We start from the raw sequence: 24658 nt of genomic DNA on the forward strand, positions 1-24658 counted from the left end.
ATCATCCTATCATTACTTTAATTTTATCTAATGCTTCCTCACAGCTTTTTATAGCCGTATCTGCATTCTCATTCTGAGCAATAACGAATCCCATTCTTGCTCCACTACTTGTAATTTCTGTAATTGTTTCACCTACACCATGAACGATGCTGATTTGTTTTATTCCATCTACTCTTTTTGCCTCTTCAATTCCAACTATTTCATTAACAACACCTGCATGTTGTGAAAAATATCTAATGGCAGATCCTTTATCCCATTTAGATGAAATATCAGGTTGCTCACCCAAAGCAATTTTTATACAACATTCTACCATATTCACACCAGTTGAAAGAGGAACTAGATGTGTTGTAATATTATCACCACCTAATCTAGCGCCAATTTCAACAATTTTTGGTCCCTCTTTCGTTATAATAATTTCTGTATGAGAAGGTCCATTCTTTATACCAATTGCTCTATTAGCCAATTTAGCAACTTCAGCAATTTTTTTTGCAATTTCTTTATCGTATTTTGTTGGCTGTGAATGTCCCATTTCAACATAATGTGGAGCACCAGTTGTAATTTTATCTGTAATTTGAATTACGTGACATTTTCCATTAATAGAAAGTGTTTCAACACTTACTTCCGGTCCACGCATATACTCTTCAACAATAACATCCCCTACTTTTGAAAAGGGTCTACAATAGTTATATGCATTTTTTATTAATTCCAAATTTGAGATATCTGTAACCTCAAAAATCCCTCGACTACCAGAACTATCAGCAGGTTTAACAATAAATGGAACATTAAATTCTTTCACCACTTTTTCATATTCTTCCCTATTTGACACTTTAAAGAACTTCGGAATAGGAACATTGTATTCTTTAAGCGCTTTTCTCATTTCTATCTTATTTGTAGCTTTATATGCAGTATCCTCATCTATAGCAATTAAATTCATTTCTTTAGCAACTGCAGCAACAGAACGCATCGGCATATCTGTTGCAAGTGTCATGACACCATCTATGTTGTGTCTTTTTGCAGCATTCACAATTAACGGAATATCAATAGTACTAATTACTTCTTTAATTACTCCTGGAACTTTAAAACCAATTGCATCTGGATTCATATCCACTACAATAACTTTAAGCCCCATTTCCTTTGCTTTTTTAATAGCCGAAAGCTGTAAGATACTAGCACCTATAATCATAATTTTTTTCATAGTACATCCTCTTATCCTAGAAACTTAACCATTTCCATTTGTAGTTCATTATCATTTTCTTTATTATTACCAGTCGCCAAAAAACCGTATTGTTCATATAAATTTATAGCCGTAATATTATCTTTAGCAACATGCAATTTTATAGTTGTAAAATGTTTACTTTTGCAAACGCTAATTGCTTTTTCTAATACTTTTTTTGATAAACCTAATCCCCTATATTCATTCAAAACATAAACATTGCAAATATATGCTTCTAAAGTTTCTATATTGTTACAATATAGCATTAGAAATGCAACTATGCGATTGTCATCTACAATTGAAATTACATTTCCAAAGTTCAAAAATTTCTCAATTCCTTTTTTAAGTTCATCATCAGAAAGAGTTCTACCTATTTCTTTATTATGATTCCATATCAAATCAAATGCATTTTCATACTCATTAATTCTTTCAGCTCGCAAATTCATAATAGAAGTATCCTTTAAAGTAATTCTATGATCTGATTTATATATAATATATCCCGAATTTGAAGCCTCAACATTTCCCTTTGCATCCAAAAAACAATCATTTTCGACAGTATTAACTATACACCAATCCGCTTTATTCGCATCAGCAAACAATCTTTTAAGATGTTCGTTTTCTTTACAATGAAAATAAATACCAGTATAAGCAATATTTTTTATTTCTTTTTTTTCTAAACAATCGAAACAACAATCTATTGCAGCCTTGTAGTAATCATAATTTGTACTATTCACTGTTAGAACATCAGCAATGTGATCCCCTCCAGCTCTTGCGCCAACTTCAATAAAATAGATTTGGTTATCAATAATTTTTATTTCCATATGAGCCATTCCACACTTAATTCCTAGGACCTCAAGTGTATTTTTAGTTGCTACTTCTATTTTCTTCCTAATCTCATCACTCAAATCAGCAGGTTGGTGATGAGCAATTTCAGTAAAATATGGTTCTCCAGATGTTATTTTTTCAGTCACCTGTATAATAAAGCAATCCCTATTTGATGCAATACATTCAATTGAATATTCTTTTCCACCATCTAGATATTCTTCTATTAACACTTCTCCATTAGAAGATATCTGTGCAGATAACTTTATCGCATCTTCGAATTCAACCTCATTTTTCACCAATTTAATTCCCTTTTTCCCACAAGCATCTACAGCTTTAACCATTACTGGAAATTTTTCTACAGGATTTCCGTCATAAATATAGTATTTTGGCTGATTTATTGATGAAATGGTTTTTACACGTTCACGCATTAAATATTTATTTCTCGCAAAAAAGCCATTTTTTATATCATTACCTGGAAGTTGCAGTTCATCAGCAATAATCGCTGCACTTTCAGTGGTAATTTCACTTGAAGCAATCACTCCATTCACATTGTGTTTTCTACATTCATCAACAATTCCTGCAATATCAAAAATTGATTTTTCAATAAAAAAATCAACCCTGTTTCTAGCAAGTGAATTTTTTTCTCCAAATCCAATTGTCAAGATATCTAATTCTTTTGCTTTATCTATTATTGGAAAAGCCGCTTCACCAGCCCCGATAATTGCTAATATTTTTTTTCTCATAATTTATTTCCTTCTTATTCTCAATACTATTTATTGTATATATTTTTTCGTCCAACTACAGATTGTATAGTCTTTAAAAATACTTTTATATCCAAAAAAAATGAAATATTATCTGCATAATAAGCATCGTTTACAAATTTTTCATCCTGATTAATAGAATTTCTAAAATATGCTTGACTATAACCTGTAATTCCAGGTTTAACCATATAATGTTTTTTTTCTATATCTGATAATTCTTGAAAATTTAATCCTTCAATAGGAACTGTTGGTCTCGGACCAATAATACTCATATTGCCAAGTAATACATTTAAAAACTGTGGAAATTCGTCTAAACTAGTTTTTCGCATAAAATGTCCAATATTCGTAACTCTAGGATCATCATCCCCATTAAACGTTGATCCATCTGTATTTCGAATATCAGGGGCATTTACTTTCATTGACCTTAATTTGAACATTTTATATGGTTTTCCATCTTTTCCAAGACGAATCGAATTATAAAATATTGGACCTTTATCTGAAAAATAAATTATCGTTCCACAAAAAAGAACAACTATTATGACAAATGGTAAAGCACAAAGACCAATTATAATATCTATTATTCTCTTAACATATTTTTTATACATGTATGCTACACCTCAAATACTTCTTTTATTATTTTTTTATAATTATCAATAATATAATTTACATCTTCATCACTTAATTTTGTATGAAGTGGTAATGTAATTTCATTAATAAATTGATTATAAGCATTTGGATAATCCTTTATATCAAAACCTAAGTTTTTATATGCTGTAAGCATTGGTAATGGTTTGTAATGGACATTACATGCAATTCCTCTTTCAGCCATTTTTGTAATAATATCATTTCTTTGATCACCAGTGATGTTTGAAACTCTTGTAATATAAAGATGTCCACTTGATTGATGATTTTCGTCATAATGATTTAATACTTCAATTCCTAAAGGAATAAAAGCTTCATTATATCTTTCAATAATTTCTTTTCTTCTTTTAAGCATTGTTGGATATCTTCTCATTTGTGCTAAACCAATACCACCCATAATATCTGTCATATTACATTTATACAATGGAGCCACAACATCATATTCCCATGATCCTAATTTTGTTTTAGCTAGAGCATCTTTTGATTGTCCGTGTAATGATAACAATTGAAGTTGTTTATAGATATCTTCATCATCTATTCCTTCAATCGTTCTCCAAGTAAGCGCTCCACCTTCCGCAGTTGTTAAGTTCTTAACTGCATGAAAACTAAATGAACTAAAATCAGCGATAGATCCACACATTTTACCATGCCATGAAGCACCAAAAGCATGTGCTGTATCAGCATTAACGGAAATTCTTCCCATTGCTTCTTGTATCTCATTATTTGGTTTAAATAAGTATTTTTTCTTTTCTACAATTTCAAAAATTCTATCATAATCACAAGGTACTCCACCTAAATCAACTGGAATAATAACTTTTGTATTTTCTGTAATTGCTTTTTCTAATGCGTCATAATCCATTTCTAAATTATCTTTTTGTACATCAACTAATACTAATTTAGCACCCACATGACATACAACTGCAGCACTCGCTGTATAAGTATAGGCAGGAACAATGACTTCGTCTCCAGGTCCTACTCCAAGTACTCTTAGGGCCATTTCCGCACAAGCGGTTTGTGAATTTAAACATACTGCTTTATTAACACCTACATAATTTGCGATTTGTCTTTCAAATTTTTTAACTTTTGGACCAGTTGTAATCCACCCATTTCTTAAAGTATCTGCTACTTCATTAATTTCATCTTCACTCATATCTGGTGGTGAAAATGGTATATTTCTTTTATCTTTCATTTTACCCCTCCATCTCTTTATCTTAAAAGACATAACATAAGTTATGTATAATAAAAAGACTATGAAGATAGTCTTTACATACGTTATGTTATATCTCTTAGTTTTTACTAATAATTTCAAGTCCTACTTGAACCCGATTAATTTTACCTAATAATTCTAAATCGATATAAGCGATACGCTTATGTCGATCTATCTTTGTAATCTTTCCTTCTAAACCTTGTAAAGGTCCTTCGATGATGGTGATTTGATCACCAATAATCATTCCTTTAGAAAATTCTACCACATGATTTATATCTGAAAAACGTGTAAGAAACTTAGCTTCTTGGGGATAGATGGGAAAGATATCTTTTCCATCATTACCAAGTAGCTTGGTTAAATCGGGTATTCTTTTTAGTTCCGTATATAAATCTTCAATACGATCACTAATCATAAAGATATACCCTTTAAATAAGATTTCATCGACGATTTTCCAAGTTCCTCTAAACTTCTTTTTTTTCTTACATCTAGGAATAAAGCATTCTTGAAGAATACTACGATCAACTAATAAATGACAGGCTTTCACGATTTCATCTTCTTTACCTGATCTAACTTGAACGACATACCAATTATCAAACATGCTTTTTCCTCCTTTTAGATACGCTTCGCCCATCGAATAACGTATCGTTATTCGACTAGGCTATGTATAACCGATAAATGTAAGTAACGCGACCCTGCGACGATTACTTTTCTTTATCTTTTTTAAACTGCGACTTTCACTCCATGTGTTGTTTTTTCATCGTAATGATATGTATCTACGATTTCATGTACTGCTTTTCTTATATCACTATCTTCATCATAGGCTAATTGATAAAGATTGTCTAATTGATTAAAGAAGTTATCTGATAATTCTATTGGTTTACCAATATGAATCATCTTATTAGGTGTCGTTTGCATACCTTCTTCTTTCATCAACATTTCTTCATATAACTTTTCTCCAGGTCTTAACCCGATAAACTTAATTTCAATATCGACATCAGGTTCTAACCCTGATAATTTAATTAAGTTTCTAGCCATGTCTAAGATTTTAACTGGTTTACCCATATCTAAGACAAAGATTTCACCACCATGTCCGTACGCTCCTGCTTGTAACACTAAGGATACGGCTTCAGGAATGGTCATGAAATAACGAATAATATCAGGATGGGTAATAGTAATTGGTCCTCCATTTTTAATTTGTTTTTTAAATAATGGAATGACTGATCCATTAGATCCTAATACATTTCCAAAACGAACAGCTACAAATTCTGTTTTTGATTTTTTGTCAAATGATTGAACAATCATTTCACATAGTCTTTTTGATGCTCCCATGATATTCGTTGGATTGACTGCCTTATCAGTAGAAATCAAAATAAATCTTTTTACTCCATAATGATCTGCTGCTTTGGCTACATTTAAAGTACCAAAGACATTATTTTTAATCGCTTCATGAGGTGCATCTTCCATTAAAGGAACATGTTTATGAGCAGCTGCATGATAAACAATATCAGGACGATAATAAGCAAATAAATCTCTAATTTTATTAGCGTCTCTTACTGAAGCTATCATTGTTTCTAAATGAAGTTCAGGATATTTTCTTTGTAACTCCAATTGAATATCATAAGCATTGTTTTCATAGATATCGACAATAATCAGTTGTTTAGGTTCACTCTTAGCTATTTGACGACATAATTCACTACCGATTGAACCGCCACCACCAGTAACCATGACAACTTTATCTTTTACATAGCCCATAATTTCTTCAAGATTGACTTTGATTGGATCTCTACCTAATAAATCTTGTACTTCTACATCTTTTAGTTTTTCTAAAATGATTTCATCATTTAAGAACTGATACATACCTGGTAATTTCTTTAGTTTACATCGGGTTTCTTTACAGATGTTAAGGACTTCTGAAACTTGCTTATCATCAATTGATGGTAAAGCAACATAGATTTCATCAATTTTATATTCAATTGCTTTTTTTACAATATCATAACGATCCCCTACGATAGGAATATTATGAATTCTTCGATTATGTTTTGTATGATCATCATCAATAAAACAAACCACTTGTTTATTAATTTTAGGAGTAACCAGTGTTTCCCTTAAAATCTTTTCACCAGCACTACCAGCACCCACAATCATAACTCGTTTACAGTTTTCATCACTTCTTCCAAACAAACCATGTCTTCCAGCATATAATCTTAAAAAACGATAACCAAATCGTGATCCTCCAATTAATAGTAACAGTATTAATAAATAAAGAAACATAGTACTAATTGGTGGATTTAAATTAAGAATAATGCATAAAGCACAATAAATAATTGAACTCATCATCGCTGAGATGATGACATTTAATAATTCATTGACAGAAGCATAACGCCATAAGCTCACATATAGCTTCATATGGGTAAAAAAAACTAAGCTCAATACTAATAAAATACTTAACACTAAATAAGTATTTTTTAAAAAGCTTAATTCAATCTGACCATTGTAGGCTATAAATGATGATAGGAAAAATGATATGATAATACTTATTGTATCAAATGCGATTAAACATACTCTTCTTAAAAGCAACTGACTTTTCTCCTTGGTCATTATTTACCCTCCCCTTATAAATAACAATTGACGTAATGTTCATTTATAATCATGCCTATTATATCTAAATATGATAAATAAACAATTATTATGTCATAATTTGGTATATTTATGGTATATTCTACAAAAATAAGCCTATCAAAAGATAGACTAACAAATGCAACTGGCTGTCATACATCTTCATGCTTAGACCCTCTAGCTTTGCGTGTACTATCTTTCAATAGACTTGCCTATCTTTTTGTATACAAAAGTATATACTAATCTATGCAAGTTATCAACTTTAAAATGGCTAAATATGTTGATTTTTGCTTACTTTTATATAATAATGTAACATGACGTAATTATTCATTTATAAGTAATATATATATAAAAGGAGTCCTATAATGACAGAAAATCAAGAAATTCAAAATGAAGACATTGAAATAAATTTAGGTGAACTGTTTGAAGTATTAAAAAGTCACTTACATATTATCATTATCTCTACATTAGTATGTGCCATTTTAGTTGGGGTCTTTACTATTTTCTTTGTTGAAAAGAAATATTCTTCTTCTGCAAGAATATTCCCTAAACCTCAAGTTAATGAAGGGGTTGTTGATTATTCACAAATCACATCTAACAATTTAATGACTAATAACTATGTAGCTTTATTAAATGGAAACAGTATTCAAAGTAAAGTCGCTCAAGAATTAAAAGTCGATACTGGTGTCGTTTCATCAGCCCTTGCAGTTTCTAATGAATCAGATACGCAAATCATTTCTATTTCAGCTACAACGAATGATCCTCAATTATCTAAAAAGATCGTTGATACAACAGTCAGTGTTTTTACTCAAGAAGTTAAAGATACATTAAATATTAATAACATTACGACTGTTGATGAAGCAAAACTTCAAACAACACCTGTATCACCAAGTTTAACTAAAAACTTAGTGATTGGTGGTTTAGTTGGTTTAATTGTAAGTATTGGTATTATCTTTATCCGTTTTATGTTAGATAATCGTATTCATACTAAGGAAGACGCTGAAAATTATTTAGGTATTCCTAATCTTGGTGTTATTCCTTACTTCGAGGATAAATAATGGCTTTTATCGATATCCATGGTCATTATGCCTGGCAAATAGATGATGGGATGCCTTCATTAGAAGATGCCAAGATTGCTTTAGAAAAAGCAAAAGAAAATCGTATCTCAACAATCGTAGCGACACCCCATGTTGTTCCAGGTAACCAAAATGAAGAAGACCTTAAACAAATCAAAAAAAGAATTGAAGACTTAAAGTTATTGGCACAAAACTATGGTATAGAAGTTTTAGCTGGATGTGAATTATTTTTAAATCATGATTATCTAGAAGCGCTAGAAAATGATTTATATATTCTTATTGAAAATACTGATTATTTATTAGTTGAATTCGATGTAAGAAATGAATTAGGGAATGAAAATGAAGTAGAAGATTATTTATATGAAATTCAGTTAAAAGGCTATACACCGATTATTGCTCATGTAGAAAGATACTTTAAAGATGAATTAGATTTAGAAAGAATAGAAGATTTCATTGATTGTGGTTATGTTATCCAAGTCAATGCGACAAGCTTTCTAGGTTATCATGGTAAACATGCGCAAAAGTTTGCTTATCAATTACTTGATGCAGGATGTATACATGTTATCGCTAGTGATACTCATCGCTGTGATGGTCATCGTAGTCCTTGTTTACAACAAGTCTTTAATTTATTAGTGAAGAAATATAATTATGAAACAATTCATACATTAATGTATGAAAATCCTCTTCATATTATTAATAATGAAGAAGTAGAACCAATTGAAGTAAAACAGTCTTTATTTAAAAAACTATTTAAAAGGAGATAACAATGGCAAGAGTGAATAAAAGAAGAACATTAAATATTCTTGATAAACAAAGAAAACATAGTCAATTTGACTATGCTGAAATCTTTCGTCATATTCGTACAAATATAGAGTTTTCTACTGTTGATCGAGATATTCAATCTATATGTATTACTTCTACTCAATCAGGAGAAGCAAAAACAACATTATCTATTAATTTAGCTTATATCTTTGCGACAAAGTATAATAAGGTTTTATTAATTGATACTGATTTAAGAAAAAATACTATACATAAGTATATGGGATTATCTAATAAACAAGGTTTAACTGATGCTTTAGCTGATTTTAGACAAAAACATATGATTAATTATGAATACTTCCAAACGGTACAACATCCATCATTTATTGGTGAATTAACAGTATTAACTGGTGGTATTCATGTTCCTAATCCTTCAGAATTATTAGGATCTCATACTTTTAAAGATTATATTAATGAAGTTAAAAAATATTTTGATTTTATCATTATTGACTGTGCTCCTGTAGGAATGATTTCTGATGCTATTCCTGTAGGAAATGCTGTAGATGGAACTATTTTTGCTGTTTCTAGCCAAGATACCAACAAAAAAGATGCTGCCAACTGCATCAAACAATTACAAAGAAATAATGTTAATGTTCTAGGTAGTGTGCTTACTAAAGCAAAAACTTCATCTGGAAATCATTACTACTATTACTAAAATGAAAAAATCACTTTTTCCTATTAGTGTTCTGGTCTTAGTTGCAATTATTCTTGGTTTAATTGGTTATGACAGACATGTCACTAACAATAACGCTAAAAAATATCAAACAACAAAAACTGAACAAACAGCAAAAACAGAAACAAAAAAAGATGAAACACCAAAACAAAGAATCTATTGTATTGGCGATAGCTTAACAATCGGTAATGATTTTGCTAGTTATCCCCTCACTTTAGAATCATTGAGTAATAGTCAAGTTATTAAAATAGGTGGTAATCAAGATACTTCATTAGATTTAGCTATCCGTGTAGGACGTATTAAAATCTATGTTAATAATATCACTATTCCTCAAGGTAAAACCCCTGTTGATGTTCCTTTATATGATGAACAAAATCAACCTTTAGATGTTTTAAAAAGTACAGGTACTAACTTTAGCGATGTCACGATTAATGGTATTAAAGGTACATTAAGTTATGACGCTAATCGTAATATGCATACTTTTACAAGAAATGAAGCTGGTAAAGAAACGCCACTTAATCAATTAACTCAAGTAGAGAGTGATGTTCCTGATTTTAATGAAAATGATATTGTTGTCCTCTTTAGTGGTACATACGATAATCAAAATAACTTAGATATCTATCGTACCATTACTTACCAAAGGGCCATTATTAACCAAATTAAGACCCAAAAATATATCGTCGTCTCTTTAACTTCAAGACGTCAAAACGCCTCTGTAAGAGACCAAAACAACATGTTAAAAGAAGAACATAAAGATCACTTCTTAGAATATCGTGCTTATTTATTAGATCATGGACTTGCTGACGCTAACATTACACCTACAGCCCAAGATCAACAAGACTTAAATAATAACTATATTCCATCAAGTCTCTTAAAAGATGATAAGTTAAATGGTAATGATGCATTTAATACTTTACTAGCAAAACAAGTCAACCAAAAAATGATTGATTTACAATATATCAAAGCTCAAAATTAATTATAAAATCATATATTTATATAAAGAGAAGCTATTTGTAAAGCTTCTCTTTTTTCTTTTATCTCATTTGTAATAATATAGTAAAGAAACATAAAATAGTTTATAATATGAAAAGAAAGGATGACTGCAATGAAGGCTATACCAATAGGAATATCTAATTATAGAGAATTAAGAGAAAATGATTATTACTTTGTAGACAAATCTTTAATGCTACAAGACTTTTTAAAAAATAAAAGTAAAGTGACGTTAATTACTAGACCTAGAAGATTTGGTAAGACGATTAATATGTCCATGATGAACGAATTCTTCGATATAACGAAAGATTCTAAAGAATTATTTATTGATACTAAAATCATGGATACCCCTTATGCAAATGAAATGAATCAATATCCTACGATCTTTATTTCTTTTGCAGATGCCAAAAGAGATAAAGATACTATTGTTTCAACCATTAAGACACAAATACAAAATCAATGGGACAAACATAGTTATGTATTTGAAAATTTACAAAGATTTAAAAAAGCAAAATATGATCATCTATATGACGTATTAGTTCAATATGATAATGATTTAACAGGTATCAACGATGCTCTTTCATTTTTAATGGAACGATTGGAAGATTACTATGGTAAAAAGGTTATGGTCTTTATAGATGAATACGATACACCTTTTATAGAAGCTCATGTAAATGGATTTTATGATGAAATAAAAGGCGGACTATCTGGTTTGCTTCATAACTCACTTAAAACTTCTGACAGTCTAAAATATGCCATGCTTACTGGAATTCAAAGAGTGGCTAAAGAAAATATCTTTAGCGATTTGAATAATCTGGTTGTTTATACTGTGCTAGATAAACCTTACAGTCAATATTTTGGTTTTGACAGTCATGAAACAAAGACCTTACTGGAATACTATCATTTACAGTTAAATGATCATGTCAAAGAAATGTATGATGGCTATCATATTGGAAATAACGATATCTATAATCCCTGGTCTATTTTAAATTATGCCAGTGCAAAAGAACTTGTGCCCTACTGGGTTAATACCAGTGCTAATACAATGATTAAACAAGCATTATTGCATGCTAATGATGGTTTTAAAAGAGAGTATAATCACCTCATCATCAACAGTCAGTTAGAAACGACTGTGACGATGCAAACAAGTTTTTATGAAGTAGCGGATAATGCGACGCTATGGGGATTGTTTGTTAATGCTGGATATTTAACAATCAATAAAGTCATAGATCTCATGGACAATTATTACAGCATTCAAATACCTAACAAAGAAGTCCAAACAGAATTTAGAAGTCTGACAGAATATTACCTATCTTTAAATGAAGGACAATTAACGAGACTGAGCCGTTATCTCACTCATGAACAACAGGAAAACTTTATTAACGAGTATCAAAACATTTTAATGTTACCATCCTATCATGATTTAACTAATGAAAATAGTTATCATATGATGATGTTAGGTATGTGTGTCTGTTTATCAAATCGATATGATATCCTTTCAAACAGAGAAACTGGTAAAGGAAGATGTGATATTATTCTAAAGGCAAAAGATGAAAAACGTACATCATTTGTTTTGGAGTTTAAATACTTAAAAGAAAAGAAAGATAACATACATGATGAGTTAAACAAACTTGCATGTAAAGCTATTCAACAAATCAAAAATAATCGATATGATGAAGGACTAAAAGGAAAAGTAATTTATGTTGCTTTGGCACATCATGGTAAAGATGTCATCATGAAATGGCAAGAAAAAAACTAGCAATCTGCTAGTTTTTCTTTTTAATGCTCCAATAAATAAGTGTTATTGCAGAAAATAAAAATAGTATCATAAAAATAATAATCGGTTGATAGTCGCCTGTTTTAATATGCGTTGTATCTTTAATTTCATTTTCAATAACAAACTGGTTATGAGTTTGTTTAACATGACTTATATAATTACGATTTACATTAATTTCTTTAACCGACCAATTTTTTGTACTATCTAAATGATTCCATGTATAAGACCAATTAGACGTAGCATCTAACTTAACTGTTTGTACTAGCTTTTTATTAGCGTATAAGCCTACTTTAATAGCTTGTGGTCTTAAATGCTCTTTGTTGTTATGATCTTTCCAAATTTTTAAAACAGTATAATCTTGATATTGTTTTCTTTTTTGAATCGTCATTTTAGGATGAAGATCATATTGATAAACAAATTGTTGATCATAGACATGAGGCATCACGATTAATGCTGGTTCAATAGATACATCTAGGTCATTCCCTCGATAACGTCCTTGTATTAAGTAAATTCCATCATCTAAGTCTTTAAAAACAGCTTTTCCATGATTATCTGCCTTAATTAATTGGTTTTCTTTTAAAGCATGCTTATCAATATATTGTTTTAATGATCTTGTCTTTTCTTTAAGTACATCTTGATGTTCAATATCACTTAAATCCAGATGACTATCTTGATAGTCATCTAAAAGTGTAATTTTACCTAAGTTTTTGATATCATAACTTGCAATTTTATATAATAAAACATCTATATCTGATAAAGTATATTCACTATTTTGATATGTTAATGTAACTTTACCCTTATTAATAGCTCCTGTTTCACTGATACTCCCTAACATCAAAACAAAGAACATACAAAATATTATTAAAATTCTTTTTCTCATTGATTCACCTTCTTTTAATGAAAGTAAAGGTATCATAAATGATACCTTATTTTTCTGTTTGATGTCTTAATTCATAAATAGCATAAATAATCGCTGCTAAAGTAATAAAAGCACCACCAATTAACATAAAGACTTTTGTTCCACTACCACCAGTTTCAGGTAATGAAATTCCTTTATAGTTAACAATACTTAAAGTTTGATCTTTTCTATTACAAGCAGTGATGACTTTTACTTCAGCAATACTTTGTCCTTCTTTATTTGTTGCTTTTATTGTAGCTTTACCATCTAATGGATTATTAGCTTTAATTGTAAGATAAATATCACTACCTAATTCACTATAACCACTAGGCGCTTTGACTTCTTTAATCACATATTCACCGGCATCTAAGCCTAATGCTTGATTATCCATAGTTGTAAATGCCACTTTACCATCTTTTGATGAAATAGCTTTACCAATTTGTTTTGTTAAATCTGCTTTTTTAAATAAAGCAAACTGTGCACCTGCTAAATTAACACCATCATGTTTACCATCTTTTTTAATCATCTTTAAACCATAAGTGTAAGTTACAGTATGGTCTTTTAAAACAGTATTAGATTGATTTGGTCCTCTTGTATATTCTAATTTCATTTCATTAGGATGACCATAACCACTATCAATATAAGCATCACTTGTAAGAGTTGCTGAGTAAACTAATTTCATATCTTTACGCACACTAGATAGTAATTTTTGACTATTTTTAATATCAATGACTAATGTTGCTTTAGTTTTTTCACTACCTGTTACTTTTAAAGAATAATCTTGATTGACTTTTAATAATTGTTCACCTAAATAAACTTTTAAATCTTGGTTGTATTTTAATCCTTTAGAGAATTCATCAGTAAAACAATACTTAATTTCTTTTACAGATTGATCATAAGTAGGAACAACACTATCAACTACATAATTAATTTTATCTCCTACACCTACATCATTTTTCTTTATTTTCTTATTGTCTTCAACAATGCTTTTTACTAAACATCCTTGATCATCCTTAGGATAAATCTTCATATCTTTAACTAAGTTGATCATCATCGCTTTAGAAGCAACAATCGCATTATTTTGGCTATTAGCTGTTTCTAAGACTAAATAACAACCTAAATCTAAACCTTTTTCTTCTTTATCTTTTACTTGATTACCAACAATATTTTTTTCTTGCATATAAGTTTGTAAAGCTAACGTAAATTCAGCCATTTCTTGGCTTGGTTGTACTTTTGTTGGTTTACTACTTACCGTTGTATTAACTTTATCTACTGGTAAAAAGACTTTACCATCTTTAATAATTCCTTTTGTTTTATCAAAACTATATTTTCCCTGTTTAAAGAAATCTTTAAAATCTTTATTGACATCATATACAAAGACATCATTACTCGCCTTAGCATCTAATACTTTATAAACACTAAATGTCGCTCCATCTTTTAAAATCGTTAAATTAGCCTGTGATAAAGAGGCAGCCTGAACTGAAATAAGCGAACCTAAAAACATCACACTCAATAAAACAAAACTGAATAACTTTTTTAGCACTTTGTCTTTTTTCTCCTTTTAACTTGTTTTATCATTTCCATACTCATAGCACCTATTAATAAACAGATACCTGCTTTTTTAAAGTCTAAACCACCATAACCCGTATCTGGTACTTGAATCGTTACTTTTTCATTTTCTAAAGTCATTGTATGAATATCATGATTTTTAAATACCTGATTTTTTTGATTGTCTATTTTGTAATAGCAATCATCATGATTTTCATCAAAATGAAGTTTCACTTCTTCAAATAAACCTTTATAGCCTTCTGGTAGTTTGACTTCTTTTAGCGTGTAATTCTTTATATTTAAACTCTTTAAAGAGTTTAAATCGATTTTAATACAACCTTTTTGATCAGTGATCAATAAAGGATCACCTTGTTTATCATAGAAATAAGTTCCTTGATTTAATTTAAATTTTAGAGGTTGTTTCTTTTCATCATATAAAGTAAACCCTGCATCTTTAAGTCCTTGATTTTTATTTGCATGACCTATTTTTTTAATCAATAAATAAGCAGATTTTTCTTTTTTATTGATAACTTGAATAGTCTCATTTCCGGCTGTTTCTATCTCACCAGCAAGACTAGAATTCTTATCGTTGATTTGATAAGTTGTTTTAAATCCAGATAAGTCTTTTTCTTGAACATAATAACGATAAATTTGATTATCTTTATTGGTTATTAAATCATTAATTTCTTGAAACCAATGATGATTTGCATCTAATTGAATCGTTTTAATTAAAGCAGCTGGTCCTGCTTTTTGATATTCACCTTGATCATAACTTTGAATTGTTAAATGAATATCTTGAGGATTTATAGAACTTTGTATTCCAGGTGAAACACTATAAATGATTTCAACTTCATCGTTGCCTTGAATATCTTTAATTTCTAGATTTTTTCTTGCATCATAGTGGGTATTCCACTGATGATGATCACTTCTTTTTTCTACTACAGTTCCTTGATTACACTTAATCTTTTCAATCCCCGTAATATAAAGGTTTTGATATCGAGCACGACTGTCTACTTGAAAACAAAGTTTTCCTTTTTCTTTAACAAAAACATTTTCTTCTTTGACTGTTGTTAAAGTATTGTTTTGTTTTAAAAGAACTTTAACTTTGACATCATAACCTTTTTTTAAGTAAGCTTGTTGATACAAATCTAGATTGATTTGTTGAACTGGTGCTTGCATATCTTGACCATTTTCATCAAGCCATCTTTTTTGTACTTTTAAACTTGTTGTATTAACGTTATTAAAATGAGGCTGATCTAATTTTTGACTACCTGCTTCATCTTGGTAATAGCCCTCTATCGTTGGGACAATTGTTTGATGATTTAATGTTGCTTTAACTTTAATATAAATGGCTTCTGGCGTACACTTGTAACCTTTGCTATCAAGTTCCCTCACTTTAAAAATATACTCTCCAACTTGATTAAAACCATTTAAACGATAATGAATAACCCCATTGCTTTGATTATTCGTTTTTAACGTTTCTTTTAAAAGTGACTGATAAATAGTTGAATCAGTAGGACCTTTTAAACAACTTAATTCAAAAGTAAACTGTTGATCAGGAGTCTTTGAATTTACCAACTTCTTTAAATTTAAATCAAGTATTCCTGGTGTTGTCATACCATGATAACACCACATATGTCCTTCAGCTTTAGAATTAACACTTTTAGCGACAATCGTTCCATTATAATCACCACTATAAATATTCACTAAAGCATCTAAGGCAACCAAATGCCCATTTAATTTACCCTGTCCTCCAGGTATCTTAATCATTGAAGCATTTAAACATAAATACATAATTGATGTATGATAACCACTTTCTAAAGTATCAAACTGATAAGCTGTTTGATATTGTTTTTGATTTAAACACACACCTCCTGCGACATTTCCCATCACATCTTTTTGTGTTTTTAATATTTTAGGAAATGAAGTTATGGTTTGATCATCACAACTGATAATCGTTGTCGTTTCATCATCATAACGATCATAATCATAAATAATACAATCAAAATCATTTAAACATTCAAAATGATAGTTATGACCTAACTTCAATTGAATTGTTAAACCATCTTTTTCTAATCTGTTCTGTTCATTTCTAAATATCTTACAATACTCATTTTCATAAACGTAATCTTTATTTTTAGCTAATTCACTTTTAACTTGATTAACCAATTTTAAAGAAAGATCCACTTTATTTATCATCTTACCTTGATGATCTGGTCCACTATAACTTTGATAACTTAAAGCATCTTGTTTTAATTGTTTTACTGCTTCATTGAAATCAACATAGCCATCTGTAAAATAATAGTCATCATAAACTTGATTATTTGGACCTTGCAGAGCCCATGATGTTACATTTTGATTCTCCGATCCTAAATAAAGTGGTACATCACTTGATGTAATCACCGTATTTCCAGCAATCATCGTCTTCTTTTTAAAATAAGACGGTACATCATGTTTAAACTCTTTGACTGTACCACTAGTATGACTAATACCGCCTATTGAAAGGGAGCCTTGTCCTCCATCTAAAGTTGTACGTCCAGTTCGACCACCAACAATCATTGGTCCAACTACATGAGTTCCATAATAATCTTCACTGGTAAAAACATTATAATGACCTAATATATGTGACAATGTATAACTTCCACCATCACTGAGCAGTGTTGCTTTTGTTTGATGATTACTTTGTCCATAAATTCCTATTAAAAAAGAATTTGATCCACAAAGCATCAAAAGCAAAATAATCCAAATCTTAAATTGCTTTTTGACCATCAATCTCACTAAAATAAACCCCTCCTTACATTTAAAATTTAACTCCTGCCACATCACTATACGGATGTCTTTTCACGCTTTCAATAAAGTCCTTAAAACTTAAAAAAATACCGATAAAATCAAGATAAATTAAATGTTTAACTTTGTATTTTTATATCTAAAAACAAGTTTTTAGATATAAAAAAAAGGATTCTTGTAAGCAATCCTAATATATGTATAAAATTGTCATTTATGATAAAAAAACAATAGTCATTACTATTGTTTTTTTCTTGTCCATATTGCCTGTTGTATCATTTTTTTCTTGCCATTTCATGCTCACATCTTTTCCATGATGAGCTAAAGCAATATAAATTACTTTTCCTTTTAAATCATGATCATATTGATTATCTTTGATTTGTTGAATAGCCTTACATGCAACCTTGTCTAACTCATCATGTATGTTATCTTTCTTTTCTTTTAAGTATTTAAACTCCAAAACAAATGATGTACGTTTTTCATCTTTTGCCTTTAGAATAATATCACATCTTCCTTTACCAGTTTCTCTGTTAGAAAGGATATCATATCGATTTGATAGACAAATATACATTCCTAACATCATCATATGATAACTATTTTATATTTCTTTACTATTTAATAGAGAAAATAAAAAAAGAAATAGCCCATGCTATTTCTTGAATCTTATCTTTTTGATTAGAGAAAAGAATAGAATACTGCTTACACAAATTAAGATAAGATGGAAAGTCAAAGTCACATTATCTCCAGTGGTTATAGAGTGTTTTTCTTTAAGGGTATTTTCGATTATAAACTGATTGTCATTTTCAATAACATGACTTTGGTAGTTTGAGTCAATATCTAACTCTTTTACTTGCCAATGTTCTCCACTGTCAAGGTCTTTAAACGTATAAGACCAGTTAGATAGAGCATCTAATGTAATTGTTTCTTGTAGTTTTTCATCCTTATAAAGGCCTACTTTTATTTGACGGGGACGAAGATGTTTTTCATCATTGTGATCCTTCCACACTTTTAAAACTGTGTAATCTTGATATGGTGCTAACGTTGTAATCATTAATTTTGGTCTTAATGAAATATCATAATTATAATAGAGAGCTTCACTTTTTTCGGGTAATGTTACAAACATGGGTTCGATAGATATTTGGTAGTCATTTTGTGTGTAATGAGCGTCTATAACATAAATACCTCTTTCTAGTTGGTTAAATTCCACAATGCCTTGGATTGAACTTTTTGTCATTGTGGTATTGATATGATTTTGATGAATATATTGAATACATGATTTGACTTGTTTTGTTAGGACATCTTTTTGATTAATGGTATTGATATCAATACCACAATCCTTAAACTCATTTAAAAGTGTGACTTTTCCCCCATCATAATTACCAATCTTATATACTTTTGTTTCAATATGATCAATATAGCCAATTGTAGCGTCATGATAAGTCACTTTAATACTTCCCCTGTTTAATGCCTGAACCCCCTCTAGATTCATCATCACTAACAATACAAATATCAAGCATCTTATTATCTTTTTCATCTTCTCACCTTCTTTTTATGATATATAGTGAATGTTATGATAATTATGATAGCTAATGCGCCAACAACCATCCATAACCATTCATTTTTTTCTATGACCGATACATTTTCATCTTTCTTTGAAAAATCGTAGTCACATCGTTCTCCCCGTATTATTAAACGATGTGTGTTAACACCATAAGGTGTACAAGTTAATAAACTGACATAATCTTTATCTTTTTCAATCATTAAGTCTTTTACTTCAGTTGGTAAAACGACTTTTTCTTGATTAACACGGTAAGCAAAATGCTGATTTAAAACATGAATAAAAAATAAATCCCCATCTTTCAATTGGTCAATATCGGTAAATAACTTCATTGATGGTAAACCACTATGACCACTTAATACCGCATGGGTTCCTTTTCCCCCTACTGGTAACGAAGTATTTTCAATAAGACCAATTCCTTTATTTAATATTTTTCCATCTGTTCCATAATAAATAGGTAAATATAAATCTAATTTAGGAATTTCAATATAGCCTATCAATGCCCTTGATTGAACCATTTTAAAATCCTTAAAACGACTTGTTTTCGTATCAATTAAATTCTTTTTAGTAAAAGGATCAGCAGGAAAGGCCCAAGGTAAACTTTGATTATAAGCATAGGCTTCATCCATCATTGCTTTTAATTCTTGATCACTACTTGAAGTCATATCCTGTTGATATTTGACGATCGTTGCTCTTGCATTTTTACTATTAATGTAATTAGCAAGACTGGGATAGGATAAAAATCCAATACCGCAGATAAATATCATCAATATCAATGCCTGAAATATTCTTCTTTTCATCCTGATCCCTTCTTCTTTCTTTAGTCTTTACGTCCTTTTAATTCATAAATTCCATAAGCTACTAAAGCTATTACAACTAAACCTCCACCAACAATCATGAAGATTGTTGTTCCTGATCCACCTGTTTCAGGTAATGAAATACCTTTATAGTCAACAATACTAATACGATCATTTTCTATTGTTGCTTCTTTGATATCACCATCTGCAGTTGTCACTGTCATTGTTGGTTTCTTTGATAAATCAGTGTTAGCTGTAAGCGTAAGTTTAACATCTTTTCCTAATGTACTATATTCACTTGGTGCTTTTACTTCTCGTAAAGTATATGTTCCTACATCTAATCCTAAAGTTTTACCATTCATATCAGTAAAGTTTACTTCACCTGTTTTAGTAGAAACTGCTTTACCAATTTGAACGTCTCCTTTAAATAAAGCAAATTCTGCCCCTTCAAGTGTTTCACCGCTATGATCATTTGCTTTTTTAATAATCTTTAAACCATAAGTATAAGTTTCTGTACTATCTTCTAATGTTGTTTCATTAACACCTGGAATGCGACTATATACTAATTTAATACTATTTTTTGTTGCATCATTAACTGCAGCATCACTTGTAAGTTGAGCACTATAATTTAATACAATCTTTTTATCTGTACTCGTTAACAATAAATTATTGTTTGTTATTTTAATGACTAATGTTGTACCTTGAGTTGCATCTCCTGTAACTGTTAGTGTATAATCTGTATCTTTAGTAAGGATAGTATCTCCTAATTTAACTTTTAAATCATCTTGATATTTTAATCCTTTTGACATTGTATCTGTAAAAGTATAATTCACTTCTTTAACTGAACTATCATAAGTTGGAATAACGGCAGAAACTTCATAAGGAATTTTATCACCGATTGCTGCACTGTTTTTGTCTAATCCTGTATTATCTTTAAGAATCTTTTTAGTAAGTTCTCCTTGATCATCTTTAGGATAAATTGTTTTATCTTCCACTAAATTAACCATCATTGCTTTAGAAGCCACAATACCATCATCTTTGTTGTTATTGGTTTCTAATACTAAATAATATCCTATATCCAAAGCAGTAGCATTTTCACTTTGAATATCTTTTGTAATAAAACTTTTTGAAGCATTATCTTTAATATAATCTTGTAATGCTTTTGTAAAAGCAGCCATTTCTTTACTTGACACTACTTTTGTTGGTTTTGTTGTAACAGTTGTATTTAATTGATCATTTGGTAAAAAGACTTTACCATCTTTGATAATTCCTTTTGTTTCATCAAAAGTATAAGTTCCTTTAAAGAAATCTTTAAAAGCATCATTTACTTGATAAGTATATACATCACCACTAGGTGTTGCTTTTAATACTTGATATGTAGTAAAAGTTGCTCCTTCCTTCACAATTGTAAGATTAGCAGTATTCGCATTATCAGCATGAACACCTACTGTCATACTCAAAATCATCATGACTGCAATAAATAAACGAGATAATTTTTTAAACATTCCCTTTTCCCCCTTGTTTTCTATAAATCATCAATCCTAGTAAACTTATCATTACTAATCCCATACCTAACATCAGATATGGATATTCTTTATATCCTGTATTAGGCACTTTAATAACTGCATCTCTTTGTACATTGCTTATTTCTAAACAATGTTCTTGATGATCGTTCAATTTCACTTGTTCATGATCATCAATCTTGTAATAACAATCATTTTCACAATCGAAGTGAAGTTTTATTTCATCAAATGTCTTTAAATAATTTTCAGGTGCCTCCTTCTCCCTTAGAACATAATCTTTTATATTTAAACTCTTGAAAGAGTCTAAATCAATTTTAATCATTCCTTGATCATCACTGGTCAATATATCATCTCCAGCAGGATCATAAAAATAGATATCATTTTCTTTTTTTACTTTAAGTTCTTCATTTCCGTTATATAAACTAAACTTAGCATTCTTTAACTTCTTACTATGATCATTTTGGTCAACTTTCGTTATTGTTAAATAATGATTTTCTACTGTCTCTTTTTGTTTATTAGTCATCGTTAAAGTTTCATTTTCTTTAGCTTCAACATCACTTGCCTTAGATGATGATGTTTCCCCATTTGAATAAGTCACATCATAATCAGCAAGCTGTTCTTCTTCTACAAAATAATGATAAACATTGCCATCTTGACTATACTTTGGTACATCTAATGATGATTTCCAACTTTGTCCTTTTTGTAAAGTCACTGTGCTATATTGTTCAGGTTCTCCTATTTTTTGTATAGAACCTGATGTATAAGAAAAATCTGTTAACTTAACATTATCGGGTGAATATTCATCAGGACTACTCACTTCAATATCAATGGTTGCATCACTGGTTATTTTACTTAAATTAATTTTTTCAATACCATATTGATCAAAAGTACCAAATACCGGATTTTTACTTTCTGAAATGTCTAATGACCCATTGGTTGTTGTTACCTTTTTAATACCACCCACATAATAACTCTGTCCTGTAGCTAAAACAGAAGCATCAGCGATAAAAGTTAAATCACCATCAACAAATACTGTTTCTTTTTTTATTTCTTTTGATGTTCCATTTATATTTTGTAAAATTCTTATTTGTACCTGATGTCCATTTTGTTTATAAGCTTGGCGATAAACATTGACGTTAATAGAATCACGAGGTGCTTCCATATCTTGATTATCTTTATCTTTCCAAACCTTTTGTAAAGTTAACTTTGTTTTTGAAAGATTATTAAATATTGCCTCTGCACTTTGCGTACAATTTTCATCTAAATAATAACCAACTAAACGAGGTAGCATGAGCGTTCCACTTTGAGTGACTTCTACCTTTGCAAAAAGGGCTTCAGGTGTACATAAATAACCATCATTATTCATTTCTTTAATTTGATATATGTATGTTCCAGCTCGGTCAAAACCACTTAATTTAAATTTAAATGATCCATCTTTTAGGGTTTGACTCGTCACAAGACTATTTCTAAATTGTTGAGTAATGGATGAATCATCAGGTCCCGATACTTGTTGTAAGCTAAATTCAAATGTTTGATCAGGTACTTGTCCGTTAACTTTTTTATTAAGGGTTAAATCAAGTGAACCTGGAGTAATAATTCCTTTATATGACCACATATGTCCTTCTGCTTTAGAGTCAACTGATTTAACAATCAAAGTTCCGTTATAATCACCATTTAAGATCTTAACATCAGCATTGACAGCTACCAAATGCCCATTAAGTTTACCAATTCCAGGATGATTTTTTTCGTTTCCTATTTCAATATTGGTAGCGTTAGGACAAATATAAGTCACTGATAAATTTTGACCACTTTCAATACTATCAAACTGATAAAATTTTTCGTTGGCTAATGTTAAACCTTCAGATTTACCCATTGCATCACTTTGTGATTTTAAAATAATTGGAAAAGAATCAATTTTATCGTCATTACAAGAAATAATTGTTGTTTTATCTGAAGGATCACTATTGGCTTCATAATCATAAATAATTGTGCTCACATTATTAAAACTTGTAAAATGATAATTATTACCTAATTTTAATTTAACCGCTAATTTTATTTCACTATTAACCACATCTTTATAAACAACATAGTCTTGATAGTCATATTTATCTTGATCTGGATTATTTTTAAAATATTGAAACGCATCACCAATATTAATTTCTACCTTTTTTATCGTTTCGCCATTTTGAGAAGGTCCTTCATAGTTTTGATAAATAGCAGCATCAGCTTTAATTAAACTTTTAGCTTGATCGAAATCTACATAATTATCACTGAAGTAATAATCATAATAGTTACCATTAGCACCTGCTAATGTATAACTATTATTTTGATTGACTGTTCCTAAATAGAAAGGGACATTTGAACGTGTTGTAACGGTATTTCCAATACTAGCTTTCCCTTTAATATAAGATGGAACAAGATGAGGAAAAGGTTGCGATGAAGAAGTTGATAAACCACCAAGGGCTAAAGAACCACTACCATCTCCTTGTAATGTTGTTCTTCCTGCTTCACCACCTACGATCATTGGTCCCACAACATGCGTTCCTTTATAATAGTCAAAAGTAAATACATTATAATGACTTAAAATATAAGCAAGAGAATATTCGCCACCATCACTGATAAAAGTATTGATTGTAGTGTGAGTTGTAGAATCACTGGTACCATAAGTATGAGTAATACATGTTGCGAAAATTAAAACAAATGTTAAACTGAGTTCTAATAATTTCTTAAATACTTGACGATGTCTTTTCATCTGCTTGCTCCTTCCCTAAAAAAAAACCAGCCACAATCTTACTGATTGCAACTGGCTGTCTTATTAAGACCCTATAGTTTTGCGTCACTACCTTGCGATAGCTTTGCCGTTTAATTACGATTAACTTATCTATACATATTTATCTTGTATAGACATAATAACATTGTCTTTTTAAAAAAGCAATACATAAAATACAAAA

19 protein-coding genes and 2 riboswitches are annotated in these 24658 nt (G+C 29.9%); of the genes, 5 read left to right on the forward strand and 14 right to left on the reverse strand.

Annotated features, from left to right (window positions below; all coding sequences use genetic code 11):
• Position 1: 1 nt before the first annotated feature.
• From DW911_RS01900 to DW911_RS01925, 6 genes are all read right to left on the reverse strand, one after another.
• On the reverse strand, positions 2 to 1195 hold the full coding sequence (locus DW911_RS01900; protein WP_199589033.1) for an ATP-grasp domain-containing protein: 1194 nt from the start codon (positions 1193 to 1195) through the stop codon (positions 2 to 4).
• 11 nt (positions 1196 to 1206) lie between these two features.
• Positions 1207 to 2781 carry a GNAT family N-acetyltransferase gene (locus DW911_RS01905; RefSeq protein WP_118431482.1) on the reverse strand — a complete coding sequence of 525 codons (1575 nt, stop codon included), beginning with the start codon at positions 2779 to 2781 and terminating at the stop codon, positions 1207 to 1209.
• A gap of 26 nt (positions 2782 to 2807) precedes the next feature.
• Positions 2808 to 3404 (reverse strand): sugar transferase, encoded by a 597-nt coding sequence (locus tag DW911_RS01910; RefSeq protein ID WP_118431484.1) that lies wholly within the window; start codon positions 3402 to 3404, stop codon positions 2808 to 2810.
• Positions 3405 to 3409: 5 nt separating this feature from the next.
• A complete protein-coding gene (locus DW911_RS01915) occupies positions 3410 to 4630 on the reverse strand; it encodes a DegT/DnrJ/EryC1/StrS family aminotransferase (RefSeq protein WP_118431485.1) in 1221 nt (406 codons plus the stop codon).
• Between the two features lie 97 nt (positions 4631 to 4727).
• Entirely contained in the window at positions 4728 to 5246 is a 519-nt protein-coding gene (gene loaP, locus DW911_RS01920; RefSeq protein ID WP_118431487.1) for an antiterminator LoaP, read from the reverse strand.
• A 122-nt stretch (positions 5247 to 5368) separates the two neighbouring features.
• Positions 5369 to 7246, reverse strand: coding sequence for a polysaccharide biosynthesis protein (locus DW911_RS01925; protein WP_118431489.1), 1878 nt, complete (start codon positions 7244 to 7246; stop codon positions 5369 to 5371).
• A gap of 155 nt (positions 7247 to 7401) precedes the next feature.
• Positions 7402 to 7487, reverse strand: a riboswitch (cyclic di-GMP riboswitch).
• A gap of 142 nt (positions 7488 to 7629) precedes the next feature.
• Between DW911_RS01925 and DW911_RS01930 the strand changes: the two genes are divergently transcribed.
• The 5 genes from DW911_RS01930 to DW911_RS01950 all read left to right on the forward strand — a co-directional run bounded on the left by DW911_RS01930 (position 7630) and on the right by DW911_RS01950 (position 12581).
• Entirely contained in the window at positions 7630 to 8322 is a 693-nt protein-coding gene (locus DW911_RS01930; RefSeq protein ID WP_118431491.1) for a YveK family protein, read from the forward strand.
• Positions 8322 to 9104: a tyrosine-protein phosphatase gene (locus DW911_RS01935; RefSeq protein WP_118431493.1), complete on the forward strand. Its 783-nt coding sequence runs from the start codon at positions 8322 to 8324 to the stop codon at positions 9102 to 9104. Before DW911_RS01930 ends, DW911_RS01935 begins: the two co-directional genes overlap by 1 nt.
• A 2-nt stretch (positions 9105 to 9106) precedes the next feature.
• Positions 9107 to 9814: a CpsD/CapB family tyrosine-protein kinase gene (locus DW911_RS01940; RefSeq protein ID WP_118431495.1), complete on the forward strand. Its 708-nt coding sequence runs from the start codon at positions 9107 to 9109 to the stop codon at positions 9812 to 9814.
• Positions 9762 to 10808 carry a hypothetical protein gene (locus tag DW911_RS01945; RefSeq protein ID WP_147365875.1) on the forward strand — a complete coding sequence of 349 codons (1047 nt, stop codon included), beginning with the start codon at positions 9762 to 9764 and terminating at the stop codon, positions 10806 to 10808. Before DW911_RS01940 ends, DW911_RS01945 begins: the two co-directional genes overlap by 53 nt.
• 129 nt (positions 10809 to 10937) lie before the next feature.
• Positions 10938 to 12581, forward strand: a complete 1644-nt coding sequence (locus tag DW911_RS01950; protein WP_118607387.1) for an AAA family ATPase — start codon at positions 10938 to 10940, stop codon at positions 12579 to 12581.
• A 7-nt stretch (positions 12582 to 12588) separates the two neighbouring features.
• Here DW911_RS01950 and DW911_RS01955 read toward each other — a convergent pair whose 3' ends face one another.
• The 8 genes from DW911_RS01955 to DW911_RS01990 form a co-directional block, all read right to left on the reverse strand.
• Entirely contained in the window at positions 12589 to 13479 is an 891-nt protein-coding gene (locus DW911_RS01955; protein WP_158568157.1) for a Cna B-type domain-containing protein, read from the reverse strand.
• A 46-nt stretch (positions 13480 to 13525) separates the two neighbouring features.
• The gene (locus DW911_RS01960; RefSeq protein WP_118431503.1) at positions 13526 to 15040 is read right to left on the reverse strand and encodes an isopeptide-forming domain-containing fimbrial protein; all 1515 of its coding nucleotides are present in this window, start codon (positions 15038 to 15040) and stop codon (positions 13526 to 13528) included.
• Positions 15034 to 17814, reverse strand: coding sequence for a collagen-binding domain-containing protein (locus DW911_RS01965; RefSeq protein ID WP_233541816.1), 2781 nt, complete (start codon positions 17812 to 17814; stop codon positions 15034 to 15036). The genes DW911_RS01960 and DW911_RS01965 overlap by 7 nt, the downstream gene beginning before the upstream one ends.
• 229 nt (positions 17815 to 18043) lie before the next feature.
• Positions 18044 to 18400, reverse strand: coding sequence for a PD-(D/E)XK nuclease domain-containing protein (locus tag DW911_RS01970; RefSeq protein WP_233542980.1), 357 nt, complete (start codon positions 18398 to 18400; stop codon positions 18044 to 18046).
• Between the two features lie 78 nt (positions 18401 to 18478).
• Positions 18479 to 19363 carry a Cna B-type domain-containing protein gene (locus DW911_RS01975; protein ID WP_118607389.1) on the reverse strand — a complete coding sequence of 295 codons (885 nt, stop codon included), beginning with the start codon at positions 19361 to 19363 and terminating at the stop codon, positions 18479 to 18481.
• Positions 19360 to 20187 carry a class C sortase gene (locus DW911_RS01980; RefSeq protein WP_118431511.1) on the reverse strand — a complete coding sequence of 276 codons (828 nt, stop codon included), beginning with the start codon at positions 20185 to 20187 and terminating at the stop codon, positions 19360 to 19362. The genes DW911_RS01975 and DW911_RS01980 overlap by 4 nt, the downstream gene beginning before the upstream one ends.
• A 20-nt stretch (positions 20188 to 20207) precedes the next feature.
• Positions 20208 to 21689, reverse strand: coding sequence for a SpaH/EbpB family LPXTG-anchored major pilin (locus DW911_RS01985; RefSeq protein WP_118431684.1), 1482 nt, complete (start codon positions 21687 to 21689; stop codon positions 20208 to 20210).
• On the reverse strand, positions 21682 to 24459 hold the full coding sequence (locus tag DW911_RS01990) for a SpaA isopeptide-forming pilin-related protein (protein WP_118607390.1): 2778 nt from the start codon (positions 24457 to 24459) through the stop codon (positions 21682 to 21684). Before DW911_RS01990 ends, DW911_RS01985 begins: the two co-directional genes overlap by 8 nt.
• 43 nt (positions 24460 to 24502) lie before the next feature.
• A riboswitch (cyclic di-GMP riboswitch) is annotated at positions 24503 to 24577 on the reverse strand.
• Between the last annotated feature and the right edge of the window lie 81 nt (positions 24578 to 24658).

Source organism: Erysipelatoclostridium sp. AM42-17, assembly GCF_003480255.1.
In the GTDB taxonomy this organism is placed as follows: Bacteria; Bacillota_I; Bacilli_A; order Erysipelotrichales; family Coprobacillaceae; genus Faecalibacillus.

What these genes read in the sequence shown, in the direction of transcription:
- DW911_RS01900 (WP_199589033.1), bottom strand. Translation starts at nt 1,195, where the DNA reads ATGAAAAAAATTATGATTATAGGTGCTAGTATCTTACAGCTTTCGGCT.
- DW911_RS01905 (WP_118431482.1), bottom strand. Translation starts at nt 2,781, where the DNA reads ATGAGAAAAAAAATATTAGCAATTATCGGGGCTGGTGAAGCGGCTTTT.
- DW911_RS01910 (WP_118431484.1), bottom strand. Translation starts at nt 3,404, where the DNA reads ATGTATAAAAAATATGTTAAGAGAATAATAGATATTATAATTGGTCTT.
- DW911_RS01915 (WP_118431485.1), bottom strand. Translation starts at nt 4,630, where the DNA reads ATGAAAGATAAAAGAAATATACCATTTTCACCACCAGATATGAGTGAA.
- loaP (WP_118431487.1), bottom strand. Translation starts at nt 5,246, where the DNA reads ATGTTTGATAATTGGTATGTCGTTCAAGTTAGATCAGGTAAAGAAGAT.
- DW911_RS01925 (WP_118431489.1), bottom strand. Translation starts at nt 7,246, where the DNA reads ATGACCAAGGAGAAAAGTCAGTTGCTTTTAAGAAGAGTATGTTTAATC.
- DW911_RS01930 (WP_118431491.1), top strand. Translation starts at nt 7,630, where the DNA reads ATGACAGAAAATCAAGAAATTCAAAATGAAGACATTGAAATAAATTTA.
- DW911_RS01935 (WP_118431493.1), top strand. Translation starts at nt 8,322, where the DNA reads ATGGCTTTTATCGATATCCATGGTCATTATGCCTGGCAAATAGATGAT.
- DW911_RS01940 (WP_118431495.1), top strand. Translation starts at nt 9,107, where the DNA reads ATGGCAAGAGTGAATAAAAGAAGAACATTAAATATTCTTGATAAACAA.
- DW911_RS01950 (WP_118607387.1), top strand. Translation starts at nt 10,938, where the DNA reads ATGAAGGCTATACCAATAGGAATATCTAATTATAGAGAATTAAGAGAA.
- DW911_RS01955 (WP_158568157.1), bottom strand. Translation starts at nt 13,479, where the DNA reads ATGAGAAAAAGAATTTTAATAATATTTTGTATGTTCTTTGTTTTGATG.
- DW911_RS01965 (WP_233541816.1), bottom strand. Translation starts at nt 17,814, where the DNA reads ATGGTCAAAAAGCAATTTAAGATTTGGATTATTTTGCTTTTGATGCTT.
- DW911_RS01970 (WP_233542980.1), bottom strand. Translation starts at nt 18,400, where the DNA reads ATGTATATTTGTCTATCAAATCGATATGATATCCTTTCTAACAGAGAA.
- DW911_RS01975 (WP_118607389.1), bottom strand. Translation starts at nt 19,363, where the DNA reads ATGAAAAAGATAATAAGATGCTTGATATTTGTATTGTTAGTGATGATG.
- DW911_RS01980 (WP_118431511.1), bottom strand. Translation starts at nt 20,187, where the DNA reads ATGAAAAGAAGAATATTTCAGGCATTGATATTGATGATATTTATCTGC.
- DW911_RS01985 (WP_118431684.1), bottom strand. Translation starts at nt 21,689, where the DNA reads ATGTTTAAAAAATTATCTCGTTTATTTATTGCAGTCATGATGATTTTG.
- DW911_RS01990 (WP_118607390.1), bottom strand. Translation starts at nt 24,459, where the DNA reads ATGAAAAGACATCGTCAAGTATTTAAGAAATTATTAGAACTCAGTTTA.